Genomic DNA, 12,777 nt, shown 5'->3' with positions numbered 1-12,777 from the left:
GACGCCTATGCACCCATAACAGGTATTTCAAAAGCCTTGAGGAGTTGATTGTCGTTATCGGAAAACAGTTGGATAAATGGCTGAGGCCAAACGGACAGCTTAAAAGACTATGCGCAATTATTTAAGACGCTGTGTATAGAAATACATTCGAATGATGAATTTGCTGCAAAGCTTGGTGATATTGTTCCGGTCTGGGGTGGGGGAAAACAACAAATACTGTCCCTAAACGCATTAGGTATGCTTGAAGAATTAGCGTATCTTCCCGATTCTTACGGAATTGCGAAAGTAAAACGCCAAGAGTATTTTGAGATAAGTGGTGCCGGAAAAGCTTCCGATAATTCCGTCGTGATTGACTACGGCACATTAAATAAATTAAGCGATGTTGTTCAAAAACTAATTTTTTCAGGAAGGGAGATTGTAAGAGTTGGGCAGCTAGATAAAGGCGGCATTCTGATATATTTTGGAAAATCAATTAAGGAAACGGCGGAAACCTATCAAATCGTTCGTGACGAGACGTCGAGTATCAATATTGATTGGCTGGAAAAGGAGAGGATAGGCATAACCTTTAGCATGCCTTATGGAACATTCCAGAATAGTTCCCAAATCTCAGTCTTCAATAAGCGACATCCGCTTATTTCTTGGATGGAAGCTGCACATTCGAGGAGTAAGAAAAACAACAATAAACGCATAATGGCACTTTTGGATGGATTATCTTCAAAATTGTATGAGTCAGCAAAATGGGCAAATCTAGAAGAGATATCCAAATTAAATCAATTTATTGCAGGGTGGAAAAAAATCACAGATATAGCGCCTGAGGATTATCCCCCTGTGGCTTTTGAAATGACGAAAGCCCAATTTGAGGGGAAGGAACAAGATTGGTTTTTGAGAATACAAAGAGAACGGGCTTTCTCGACACTCAAGCCGCATGGCAAGGTAAAAAGAACGACTGGAAAACCGAAGGATCGAACTAAAAATGCAGAAAAGAAAAAGATCGCAATAAAGAAACCAAAAAAAGGCCCAAAGAAGATCGTAAAGAAAAAAGCACGAAAATAATTTCGATATCAACATACATTGCATCGGGTTCAGGGGTAGGTCTTGTTTTGTGGCATTTCGGCGCGTACATGAGATAGTCACGAAAAGCGTTTACAGGTGATGGCTGGCCGGTTTAGGTGCGACCTTAACCCTTACCGCAGGACTTTCTTCAGCAATTTAATAAACGGGTTGTTCCCCATTTTTGCGGCGTAGTGGTATTTCGACGACTGCCGTATCACATCGGAATAACTGGGATACAGGTGGATCGCCTGCCATATCCGCTCAAAGGGAATGTTGAAATGTTTTGCCAACTGTATCTCGTGCAGCACCTCGGAGGCATGCATGCCGAGTATGTGGGCGCCGATGAATTTTCCCCTGCCATCTAAAATAATTTTGCTCATGCCGAACTCTTCGATGTCCGTCCGCGCCCTGTCGATCTTGCTGTAATCGAAGCGGAGCACCTTGATGCTGTCGCCGTGGGCGGCCCGCGCTTCCTCTTCCGTGAGGCCCGCGTGCGCCAGCTCCGGGTCGGTGAACGTGCACCAGATCACATGGCTGTAATCGGCCTTGCGCTTGACGGGGAGGAATGCGTTGGAACAGGCGAGGATCGCCTGGTATTCCGCCATGTGGCTGAAGCGGTACGGGCCGGTGACATCGCCGCAGGCGTAGATGTTATCCGATGCGGTCCGCAGCCGTTCGTCCACCTCGATGCCGTTGCTGTTGTGGCGGACGCCCGCTTTTTCGAGGTCGAGCCCGTCCGTGTTCGGTTTTCGTCCCGATGCGATAAGTATGCTCTGCGCGGTGATCTCTTTGCGCGGGCCGCCATTTGTTTCCACGGTGAGGGTTATCCGCGATGCGTCGCCCGACAGCTTCACCGCCTTGGCCGACGTTACAATGTTCAGTCCCTCGCCCAGCATTTTGCCCGCAAGCATGTCCGAAAGCTCCCGGTCTTCCCGGAACAGTATCCGGTCGAACATCTCCACCACCGTGGTTTCAACGCCCAGCCGGTTGAGGGCCGAGGCCAGCTCTATCCCGATGGGGCCGCCGCCGAGGACCACCAGCGAGCGCGGCAGCGTATCGAGCGAGAACACCGTGTTGTTGGTGAGGTATGGCGTTTTATCGATCCCTTCGATGGCGGGGATGAGCGGGCTGGAGCCGGTGGCTATGATTATCTTGTTGGCGGTGATCGTTTTGCCGTCCATCACCACCGTGTGGTTATCGGTGAACCGCGGGCCGCCGAAAAAGAGGTCGATCCCCAGCGCCTTGAAGCTTGCGGGGAGGTGGGTGTTGTAAACTTTTTCAACGATGGAGCGGACGTGCCGCATTGCGCCGCCGGTATTGATGGCGATGGGGGATGCGGTCGTGAGGCCCAGCGCGTCCAGATGTTTCAGCTCGTGCGCGGCTTTGGCGGTTCTGATGAGCGCTTTGCTCGGCACGCAGCCGAAGTTGGTGCATTCCCCGCCCAGTTTTCCCTTTTCTATCACGGCGACGCTTTTGCCGAAACCGCGCGCCATTTTGGAAGAGACCAATCCGGCCGCGCCGCCGCCGAGAATCAGCAGGTCGTAATCGAATTTTGCCATTTCTTCTTTCCCCTAAATTGTCATTCTGAGCCGCAGGCGAAGAATCTTTTTCCCGAAAGAGTTCCTTCGGTCGCCAAGGCTCCCTCAGGATGACGCAAACGCTTTGTGCTTTGCTTCTCCCGCGATTTTAACACACGTTGTGCGTGACGCCGGTTTTCCGGGGACTGTTGTGCGGGACGGAATGGAAATAGTTATATCCGGGCAGGATGGGTTATAATCATATTGGCGGGAGAAACTCGGACTGAAACCGTACTGAAACCATGCAAGATTTGTCGCCGAAGGAATTAAAGGCCATAGGCGATTAAGAGGCATTAACTTGGTTGTAGTAGGGGGAAATGGTCATGGGCACAAATTCTTTTCAGCGCTCCGATTTTTCCGGATATTCAATCCCGTTTCCGGCGCGATGCCTTGTTCTTCTGGCGGCGGCGTTCTTCCTTGCCGCGGGGAGCGCGGCGGCGGGGCCGGAAATCGACCGCACCTCCTATACCGGCGCAACCGTCTGCGGGTACTGCCATGCGGACATTTATGAGAGCTGGAAAAAATCATTCCACGCGCGGGCATTCGGCAGCCCGATTTTCCAGAAAGCGTACCGGCAGGCGTTTATCGACACCGACGGAAGGGCGAAGGATTACTGTTTGAAATGCCATGCTCCCACCACTCTGGCCACCAAGGATGTCAATGCGGAACTTCCCGTCACGCGGGAAGGGGTTACCTGCGATTTTTGCCACACGGTCGAGGCGGTGGACTTGAAGAACATGACCGCTCCGTTCAAGCTGGACGTGGGCGGGCAAAAGCATGCCTCCATGAGGTTGCTGGGGCCGAAACCGAATCCATCCGGTTCAAATCCCGCCGCCCACCAGGCGGCGTACGCCCAGTGGTTCAACAAGTCGGAACTCTGTGGCGGATGCCATGAGATGCTCAACGCGAACGCCCTGAAAGTGGGCGAGACGTACAGCGAATGGAAGGCCTCGGAATATGCCAGACAGGGCATACAGTGCCAGGAATGCCACATGTCCGCGATAGGCGGAACTCCCTATGTGTCATCGGTTAAAAAACCGCAAAAGACAACCATTGCCGACCACAGCCTTTTCCATGACAGGGAAAGGCTGGGCGGCGCGGTGGCGATAGAGATACTGTCGGCCGCGCTCAACAAAGAGGGGGCGTATGTGGTGGATGTTGCCATGACGAATGCGAAGGCGGGGCATAACATCCCCACCGGCTCGCCGTCCCGCGCGCTTACGCTGGAGGTGGGCGTGGAAGGGGATGGATTGGTCCGCGTGGTGCAGGTGCGGGCGTTCGGCAAACGCATTCTCGACAAGGACGGCAACTGGCTGACAACCGAGGCCGATATCCAGTTGAAAGGGATGACGGAAAAATACAACACGGCGTTGACGCCGATGGAAACGCGGAAGGTTCGTTTTGTGTTCGCCAACGTGCCGGCGGGGAGCCTAAAGGTTTCCGCCAAGGCGTTTATCACCCAAAACCCGGTGGTTGATTCCGAGGAACACCTGCACGTTCCACTGGGCGTGGCGGAACAATAACGCTCCAGGCTTTGTACACCAGAGCGCGCGCGATTTCTCCGCCACCGCACCCGGATGAATACCAGCCACGGGGTTTTTCGCCTCGATGGCTGGTTTGGCGTTTTTGAAAGGAAATGGTGCCGTTGGCGGATTTGAAGGGTGTAGTTTGTCATCCTCGCCGGAAAATGGGGTTTGGGGGATATGGAAAAAAATTGACGGAAAAAGTTGCGGCGGCTATCATGTGCCTCTGTCCTTGTTTTGGGGTGAAATGTGAAAATTCTGAAATGAGGTTTTTTGTTACGAAACGAATATCCGGTTTCTGGCTCTGTAATGCTGGAACCGGAAATTCCGGTGTTTGGCGGATTGACGGTTCGGGCGAAAAAAACCTGTGACTTGGCAACGTGTAATGTACGGCTTATCAACGTTTTTTGGGTGGATAGTTAATGCAAAATGAAGCAGGTCTTTGGGCACGGATAAAACCCAAAAAGATTCATATCCGCCACTACTTTGGCGGGCTGGCGTTCATATTGTTGCTGGGCCAGCTTTTCTCCGGCCTCTACATGATCTTTTATTACGAACCGTCGCTGAAAGAGACCTATAAAACCGTCCAATACTTCACCAACGAGGCGTTCCTTGGGAGCTTGACCCGCAACATCCACCGCTACGGCGCTTTCTTCATGGGTGTCGCCATTTTTATTCACTTTTTCACCGGCTACTTCCGGAAAGATTATCAAGGAGGCCGGAAGAAGTACTGGCTCACCGGCGTTCTCCTTTCAATATTGTTCGTCTCCTTCCTCATCAGCGGCACCATTCTGCCGTGGGAATGGAAGGGGTACTGGATGATGGAGATGTTTAACAACTGGCTTAAGCACATCCCGCTGGTTGGCGACTACCTCTACAACTTTATGATGGTTACCTACACGCCCACCCGCAATTTCGTGATACACGACATCGTGTTGCCGATAATCACCTTTGTCCTCCTTGAAATACACTGTATCTCGCGTTTCAGGAGACGGGGGATGGCGGACTATTTTATCCGCCAGACGTTCGCATCGATCCCGCTTATCATCGCGATCATCGCCATGAGCGTCGTCTTCCCGGTTCCTTCGGCGGATCCGGAAAGCATCCCGTTTCCAATGGATGGGATGTACATTCCGGCTCCTGAGTGGTTCTTCGTCACGTTCGAGCTTCCGTATTGGTACTATCCTCCCCGAAACTGGCCCCTGTTCCTCTTTTGGATCCCGTTTTTCTTCCTGGCGTTGGTGTTTATCGTCCCGTACCTTTTCAAAAGGAAGAAGAAGGGGGCGCACCAGGATAAAGTGGCCGCAAAACTCTCCCGGCGGATCAATCTGGTCTACATGGGGGTGGGCGGCATCGTGTGCATCTTGATGGTCGTGGGGCTTTTGTGGGGAAGCGTGAAAGCCCCCTGGATGGGATGCAACAGCTGCCACAACATAGCGCAGGGGGACCGGATGGGAATACCTCCGGTAAGCTACAAAGATACAAAGCGAAACCCGCTCCTTCTCGACAACCGCTGGATGATGAGGCATTGGTATGAACCGCAAGTTGTTTGGTAAAAATCTCTTCCGCGCGATTGCCCTGCCAGCCCTGATGGTGGGAGCGGTATCGGCTTGCACACTCGATAAGATTCCCGGCAACCCGACACAGGTGCTCAAGGATTATATTGACGCCGTTCAGAAAGGCGATTTCAATACCATTTACGCGTTGAGTCAGGTCACCGCCAGGCAGAAGAAATGGATCCAAAAGAGCGAGAGCGGAGATGTTCAAAAACAGGAGGCCGAACACTTTCAAAGGCATAAGGCTATTTATGATGCCACTGCCGCGGACATGGCAAATGTTCAGTGGGCGGAAAAGTTCTTTTTTCCCCCTTCCGCCAAAGTGGAAATCGGGAAACCCCATGATCCTGTGCCAGCTGAAAAGAAAATGGGCGATGCTTATGAAAAAGGGGTTGTCGTTGTTTCCACTGTTTCCGTCTCCTATCCGAAGCCCGAAGAGGCCCCTGAATATAACGGAGTGAAGGTGAAAGACGCTGTTTACGAATGCAGCCTTCGGAAAATCCGGCACGACGAAAGCGTAATGATATACTCTTACGATGACAAATGGTTTTTTGCCGGGTGCGTTGTCAAAGACACTTCGGCTCGGTAACAGCGAACAGCCCTATGGGGTGATAAACCGGCCGGGAGTGAGTCTCGGCCTTCCCGTAATTGAAGATGGCACGGGGTCCGGGCGGACGGTTTTTAAGGAAGTGTATCTTTTAGGTTGCAGATTATTTAGCCTCGGTTTATGTGCCACTGTATCTTTGCTGTTGCGGCCTAATTTAACGGCAATGTGATCGTTTTGACAAGAACGCAATGTTCAATATCCATAGTTATGTTAACGTAACGATGAATATATTTGATGTAAATGGCAATGTAGCTGGCTTAAAAACAATGATGACAAAAATTGTCACATTTTTTCTTTATCACCAACACAATCGTTTTCCCCCATGCTTTTCTTGCAATCAATTTTTTATGATGTGAATCTTTGCCGATACAGTCTGGATGCAAAGAGAGTTTTCAGAAATAAGGGTATATATGTTGCAAAAGTGATTGCAGGGTTTTTGGTATTTATTGACGATTTTTTTAGGGGAGCAAAAGTTTATGACGCTTAAACGACTTGCAACGCCATTCATACTTGGCATGTTTTCCTTGACCTTCGGTTTCGGCTTGGTGGCGATCACCACCGACGCTCATGCGGCACGTGCGAAGGTTTCCGCCGCCGAACTGGATGCGGCCAAGAAGGCCGGCGACCTTTCAGAAGAACAGGCTGAAAAGCTCCGCGATCAATATGGTAAAGAAGCCGACGAATATAACATTGAAGCTGATGATGCGAAGATCACCAAAAAGGCTTCCGGTACCTCCACCTACGGCGTTGCGGGATTCGACTACCTGACCGGCGTTGGTAAGGTAGCTGACAACCCCGACAACATCAATGAAAAGACCTTTGGTATCAAGAAAGCGAACAAGTCGCCGCTTGAAGACCTGATGAAGGCCCGCTATAAGAACAAATGGACCGGCCAGTACAACGATACCCAATCCGGGTTGGGCGAGAAGTCCGGCGTTACCGAAGCATGGTTCCGCAAACATGAGAGCGGTTCGAAGCTCGGCGGCGACTACAACGAGTGGGTTAACCAGTGGAATAACCTCACCCGCCCGGGTCACGATAAGGACAAAGGGTTCGTCACTCAGGTTGCGGGTGCCGACCCGGATCAGGGCGCTCACTGGTTCTCGTTCTACTGCGTGCATTGCCACGGCTGGACCGGCAAAGGCGATGGCCCGACCGCTTCCAAGCTTGATCCCCGCCCGCGCAATCTGACCAACGGCAAGTACGCCGACAACATCAGCAACATCGATCTTTTCGGCGTCATTAAAGGTGGCGGCGAATTCCGCAACCTCTCCACCTCCATGCCTCCCTGGGGTAACGTCGTTCAGGACCAGGACATCTGGAACTTGGTTGCGTTCATTCGCTCCCTCTCCCCGACCTACAAGGCGGATAAGGACGATATTACCGCCGCCAATGCTGATAAGAGCGCGGAGTTCAAGGAAATGAACGAAATGCTTGAAGACGCGGGCTTTATGGCTGGCCGCGGCAGCACCAACCAGCTTGCGTACGGCACCCAGCGGGGTGGATTCAGCTCGATCGGTGGCGGCCGCTTGGCTTCCAAGAAGGTCGGCGTTTCCGTACAGAAGACCTCCGGCGCTGGCACCGGCCAGATGGGCGACTGGGCCGAAGACAAATAAGAATCTGAACGAAATCTGATTCTTTAGCCCCGGTTTTTTCAAAACCGGGGCTTTTTTTTATTCCTTAATCCATGTAATATGCACTAGCATGATTTTTGCTTATGTAACCAAGAGGGATAGTGTGGGATTGTTTTTAAGGGGATTTTTTCCAGATGATAGAAGTTAAAGACCTTACAAAAATTTATGGCGGCAATGCCAGGGGGATCACGGACATTTCCTTTAATGTCAACAAGGGTGAGATCCTTGGATTTCTGGGGCCGAACGGCGCGGGGAAGACGACCACGATGAGAATTCTCACCTGCTTCATGCCCGCCACAAGCGGCACCGTGAAGGTGGCCGGATTCGATGTGTTCGAAGAATCCCTTCAGGTGCGAAGCAGGATCGGGTATCTTCCCGAAACGGTTCCGCTTTACACCGACATGCAGGTGCCGGTCTACCTCCGTTTCGTGGCCGGCCTTAAAGGCGTGCCGTGGAAACAGATAAAAAGCCGGGTTGCCGAAGTGATGGAGCAGGTTGCCCTTACGCACATGGCCCACAAGTTCATCGGCGAACTTTCCAAAGGGTACCGCCAAAGGGTTGGCCTTGCCCAAGCGCTGATAAACGATCCCGAAGTGTTAATCCTCGACGAGCCGACGATCGGCCTCGACCCCAAGCAGATCATAGAAATACGCTCGTTGATAAAAGGGCTGGCGGGAGCGCGGACCATCATATTAAGCAGCCACATTCTTCCCGAGGTAAGTATGCTCTGCCAGCGGGTTGTCATCATCGACGAGGGAAAAGTGAAGGCGGTTGACACCCCGGAAAACCTCACCGCGCAGCTTACCAAAAGCAACCGCGTGGTGGCGCGCATCGGCGGCAGGCAGGCCGATGTGCAGGAAGGGCTTCGGAAGATACGGGGCGTCAAGAGGGTGGATTGCCTCAGCCCCGCCGAGACCGGCGTGGCAACCAGCAAATACACGATAGAGTTCGAGATGGATAGCCAGTCTTCCAACCTCGTGGCCCGGCTCGCCGGCGAGCGTCAGTGGGAACTGTATGAGTTGACGCCGATGAAGATGAGCCTGGAGGACATATTTATCCGTATCGTGACCGAGGAGGAGGCAAAACAGTGAGGAATTTCTTTTTCATCCTGACAAAGGAAATACGGTCGTACTTTTATTCGCCCGTGGCGTTCGTGGTGATTACCATATTTTCCGCGCTGATCGGCTACTACTTTTACAATATCTTCGCCGGATTCAGCACCATCAGCTTCCAGGCCCAGACCGACCCGATGGTCGCCGCCCAATACGGCGTGCTGAACGTAACGGAATTCGTGATCCGGCCGTTTTTTGGCGTGGTGAGCATCGTAATGCTCATCATGCTTCCCATGCTCACCATGCGGTCGTTTTCCGAGGAGAAAAAGACCGGCACCATCGAGCTGCTTCTTACCTATCCGGTGAAGGATATTGAATTGGTGCTGGGGAAATTCGCGGGTTGCATGGGGATATTCGCCATTATGCTCTCCCTGTCGTTTCCGTGCCTGCTGCTCGTCGCGTTTTTCGGCGATCCCGAATGGGGCGTCATCCTCTCCGGCTACAGCGGACTGTTGTGTATGGGCGGGGCGTTCATTTCGCTCGGCTTATTCATGTCGTCCCTCACGGAGAACCAGGTCATCGCGGCGGTTCTTTCTTTCGCCTCTCTTATGGTTCTCTACATGATCGGGTCTTCGGCCGGATTTGTCGGCGAAAAGATGGGTATAATCCTGGAGTACATTTCGCTTCATTCGCACTTCGACACTTTTGCGAGAGGTGTGCTGGATACGTCGGATATCACCTACTATCTTCTCTTCGCGGTGTTCTTCTTGTTTCTCAGCATGCATTCGCTTGAATCGAAAAGATGGAGGGCATAGTTTAAATGTATCGTATAGCAGTTCCCGCCATACTGGCGTTTGCATTTATTATCGGCGGCGCGGCCATTTACGCCATTTCGGGCGCCATGACACTTACCGCCGCCGCATTGCTCTGGATAGGGCTTATGTTGGGCCTCTTTCTCCTGTACGTTCGGTTTGAGGAGATCAAGAAGCTTTTATTGAGAAAGAGCGCAAAGTACGGGGCAAACATGATGATCATGGTTGCGGTGTTCTTTGTAATCGTCATCTTCGCGGGTTTTTTGGGGGAAGCCCACAAAAAGCGCCTCGATCTGACGCGAACCGGCAGGTACACGCTTTCCGCCCAGTCTATAAAAATCGCTTCCACCCTGACCACGCCGGTTAAGGTGGTGGCCTTCTACCGCGGCGAATCCGGCACGGTGCATGCCAAGCAGCGTCAGACCGCGAGGGATTTGCTGGAGGAATACGCCAACGTTTCGCCGAACTTTACGTTCACGTTCATAGATCCCGATCAGAACCCCGGCTTGGCAAGCAAGTACGGCGTTTCGGAATACCGGATCATGCTGCTGATGTCGGGCACCAAGCAAATCAAAATCGCCAATGAGCGCGAGGAGACCATCACCAACGGCATCATCAAGCTGCTGCAAAGCAAGCAAAAGACCATCTACTTCGTCAAAGGGCACGGAGAAAAAGAGCCGGGCTCATCCGGCAAGGCGGGATACAACGCCGCCACGACCGCTCTGGCGAACCAGAACTTCGCCTTGCAGGAACTGGTGCTCGCCCAGGTCAAAGAAGTACCGGCGAATGCATCCGTTGTGATTATTGCCAGCCCCGAACGCGATATGGCGGCCGAGGAGCTTCAAAAGCTTGACGCCTACTACAAGCAGGGGGGCGCCATTTTCGCCGAGATCGATCCCGGCCATCCCCCGGCTTTCAGAAGGTGGCTGGAAACGTACGGCTTCAAAATAAGCGATGACGTCATCATTGACCAGCAGAGCCAGTTGTACGGCGCGAACAACCTCACCCCGGTTGTTTACGCCTACCACAAGAAGCACCCGCTTACGCAGGAATTCAAACTGATGTCGTTTTTCCCCATCGCGGAAACTGTTTTTATAGACGAAGATCCGAAGCAGGGCCGCTACCAGTTGGCTCTGACCGGCCCCAACAGTTGGGGTGAGACCAGCAAGAAGCAGCTTGAAAGCGGCGATGTGAGCTACGACGAGGGGAGCGATAAACGCGGCCCCCTTCCCATCATGGCGGTAACGACCATTCCCGTTAAGGGGGGCGAAGACGCCGAAGGGGGCAAGAGGGAGAAGTACGGGAAGATCATTCTCGTTGGGGATTCCGACTTTGCCAACAACACCAATTTCAACCTTGGCGGCAACGGCGACCTTTTCATGAATACCATAAGTTGGCTTGCCGAAGAGGCCGATCTGGTGGCCGTGCGGGCGCGTAAAAAGGATGTGACGCCGGTGGTGCTGACGGCATCGCAGGGAAGGGCGATTTTCTGGCTCCCCGTGGTCATGATTCCCTCCACCATACTTCTTGTTGGCGTGGGTATCTACAGCAAGCGGAGATGGTTCAGGTGATGAGAAGCGGCGGAGCGTGGCATGACGTACTTTAAAAAGACTTTTATCTGGATTATCGTCCTTGTGGCGATTGGCGGCTATACGATGCTTGACTTCAAGTCCACCAAGATCGCCGAACAGAAGAAAGAAGAGCAGACCCGTCTCCTTCCTTTTACCGCGGATCAGGTTCTCGCCCTTACGATAAAGAAGGAATCGGGCACCATAGAGCTTGAGAGGTGGGAGAAGGGATGGAAGATTGTTTCTCCCTTAAACGCCATGGCTAAAAATGAGACGGTCGAGAAGTTCATCCATGAAGTGACCGAATCCCGGAACGACTCGGAATATGTTATGGATCCGAATCCCACACCCGAACGGCTGACCGAATTCGGGCTGGCCGTCCCTTCCATTACTCTCACTCTCAAAGTGGGGAAGGAATTGAAAGAACATACCATCCTTTTTGGCGCCAGGGCGCCCATGATGGGCATTGCATATGCCCAGTTGGAAGGACTCAAGCCGGTATACCGGGTTAACGCCGATTGCCGCGCCGAGGCCGACAAGGACGCGTATTATTTCCGCGACAAATCCGTGTTGAAGCTCAACCCCGTCATGGTTGACCAAGTGGCGGTTAACTGGGAAGGTTCGCCGATGCTTTTCAAACTTTCCGAATCCGGTATGTGGAGGATTGAGAAACCGGTTAACGCCCGCATGGATCAGAAAAAACTTTTCGACTTTATGGGGGCTTTTGCGAACAGCGAGGTGAAGGAGTTCATCTCGGAAAAGAAGGAAAAACTCGCCGCATATGGGCTCGACAAGCCATCGGCGGTGATCAAGTTTTGGATCAGCGGTGATTCAAACCCCACCGTACAGATCGACATCGGGAAACGGAGTCCGGAAAAACGCGGATATTTTTGCGCCATGTCGGATCGGGATGCCATTTTCATATTGGAGGAGAAAGCCGTGAACTCCATCCCACGCTCCGCGGATGAGATGAGGAGCAAGCAGCTTTTCTTCTTCGAGGGCGAAAAGCTTAAGCGGATCGAACTGCGCAGCGCCGCAAAGTCGGTTGTGTTGGTGAAGGACCCCGAAAATGAATGGAGAAAAGGGGACGTGCTGGGGGCGAAAGTGGACTTTGCCATGGTTAACGACTTCATCGAGGAAACGAAGAAGTTCGAAATAAAGGAGTTTGTCTCGGGCGACTTGCGTGATGTGCGCCAATACGGCCTCGAACCGGCTGGCATCCAGGCGCAGATGTGGCTAGAGGATAGTGCGGCCCCGATAACACTCAACCTGGGCAAAGCCACTCCGGCGGGATATGTGTATGCATTTTCGACCGCCGAGAAAAGCATTTTGACCCTGGAGGAAAGAGCAAAGCGTGTGTTGGAAACCTTTTTAAAGGATCTTTAGCGGGAAGGA

General features: G+C 52.5%; 11 protein-coding genes. 10 read left to right on the top strand and 1 reads right to left on the bottom strand.

The features are described from left to right. Window positions 1-237 precede the first annotated feature (237 nt). Entirely contained in the window at window positions 238-1,053 is an 816-nt protein-coding gene (locus tag HZA03_01805; protein MBI5636684.1) for a hypothetical protein, read from the top strand. A gap of 131 nt (window positions 1,054-1,184) precedes the next feature. Here the strand turns inward: HZA03_01805 and HZA03_01800 are convergent, their stop codons facing one another. Then, window positions 1,185-2,612, bottom strand: a complete 1,428-nt coding sequence (locus tag HZA03_01800) for an FAD-dependent oxidoreductase (protein MBI5636683.1) — start codon at window positions 2,610-2,612, stop codon at window positions 1,185-1,187. Between the two features lie 341 nt (window positions 2,613-2,953). On the opposite strand from HZA03_01800, the gene HZA03_01795 reads away from it, so the two are divergent. The 9 genes from HZA03_01795 to HZA03_01755 all read left to right on the top strand — a co-directional run bounded on the left by HZA03_01795 (window position 2,954) and on the right by HZA03_01755 (window position 12,768). Continuing rightward, window positions 2,954-4,153 carry a hypothetical protein gene (locus tag HZA03_01795; GenBank protein MBI5636682.1) on the top strand — a complete coding sequence of 400 codons (1,200 nt, stop codon included), beginning with the start codon at window positions 2,954-2,956 and terminating at the stop codon, window positions 4,151-4,153. Window positions 4,154-4,238: 85 nt separating this feature from the next. Then, a complete protein-coding gene (locus tag HZA03_01790) occupies window positions 4,239-4,406 on the top strand; it encodes a hypothetical protein (GenBank protein MBI5636681.1) in 168 nt (55 codons plus the stop codon). Window positions 4,407-4,575: 169 nt separating this feature from the next. Beyond that, window positions 4,576-5,709: a cytochrome b N-terminal domain-containing protein gene (locus tag HZA03_01785; protein MBI5636680.1), complete on the top strand. Its 1,134-nt coding sequence runs from the start codon at window positions 4,576-4,578 to the stop codon at window positions 5,707-5,709. Beyond that, window positions 5,687-6,298 (top strand): hypothetical protein, encoded by a 612-nt coding sequence (locus HZA03_01780; GenBank protein ID MBI5636679.1) that lies wholly within the window; start codon window positions 5,687-5,689, stop codon window positions 6,296-6,298. Before HZA03_01785 ends, HZA03_01780 begins: the two co-directional genes overlap by 23 nt. 494 nt (window positions 6,299-6,792) lie before the next feature. Continuing rightward, window positions 6,793-7,932 (top strand): c-type cytochrome, encoded by a 1,140-nt coding sequence (locus HZA03_01775; GenBank protein ID MBI5636678.1) that lies wholly within the window; start codon window positions 6,793-6,795, stop codon window positions 7,930-7,932. Window positions 7,933-8,084: 152 nt separating this feature from the next. Continuing rightward, window positions 8,085-9,041: an ATP-binding cassette domain-containing protein gene (locus tag HZA03_01770; protein ID MBI5636677.1), complete on the top strand. Its 957-nt coding sequence runs from the start codon at window positions 8,085-8,087 to the stop codon at window positions 9,039-9,041. Next, entirely contained in the window at window positions 9,038-9,817 is a 780-nt protein-coding gene (locus tag HZA03_01765) for an ABC transporter permease subunit (GenBank protein MBI5636676.1), read from the top strand. Before HZA03_01770 ends, HZA03_01765 begins: the two co-directional genes overlap by 4 nt. A 5-nt stretch (window positions 9,818-9,822) precedes the next feature. Further along, window positions 9,823-11,385: a GldG family protein gene (locus tag HZA03_01760; GenBank protein ID MBI5636675.1), complete on the top strand. Its 1,563-nt coding sequence runs from the start codon at window positions 9,823-9,825 to the stop codon at window positions 11,383-11,385. A gap of 21 nt (window positions 11,386-11,406) precedes the next feature. Further along, window positions 11,407-12,768 carry a DUF4340 domain-containing protein gene (locus HZA03_01755; GenBank protein ID MBI5636674.1) on the top strand — a complete coding sequence of 454 codons (1,362 nt, stop codon included), beginning with the start codon at window positions 11,407-11,409 and terminating at the stop codon, window positions 12,766-12,768. Window positions 12,769-12,777: the final 9 nt, after the last annotated feature.

Source organism: Nitrospinota bacterium, assembly GCA_016217735.1.
Classification (GTDB): Bacteria; Nitrospinota_A; UBA7883; order JACRGQ01; family JACRGQ01; genus JACRGQ01.
Note: the sequence above shows the minus strand (reverse complement) of the source record. Positions and strands in the feature narration are given on the sequence as shown.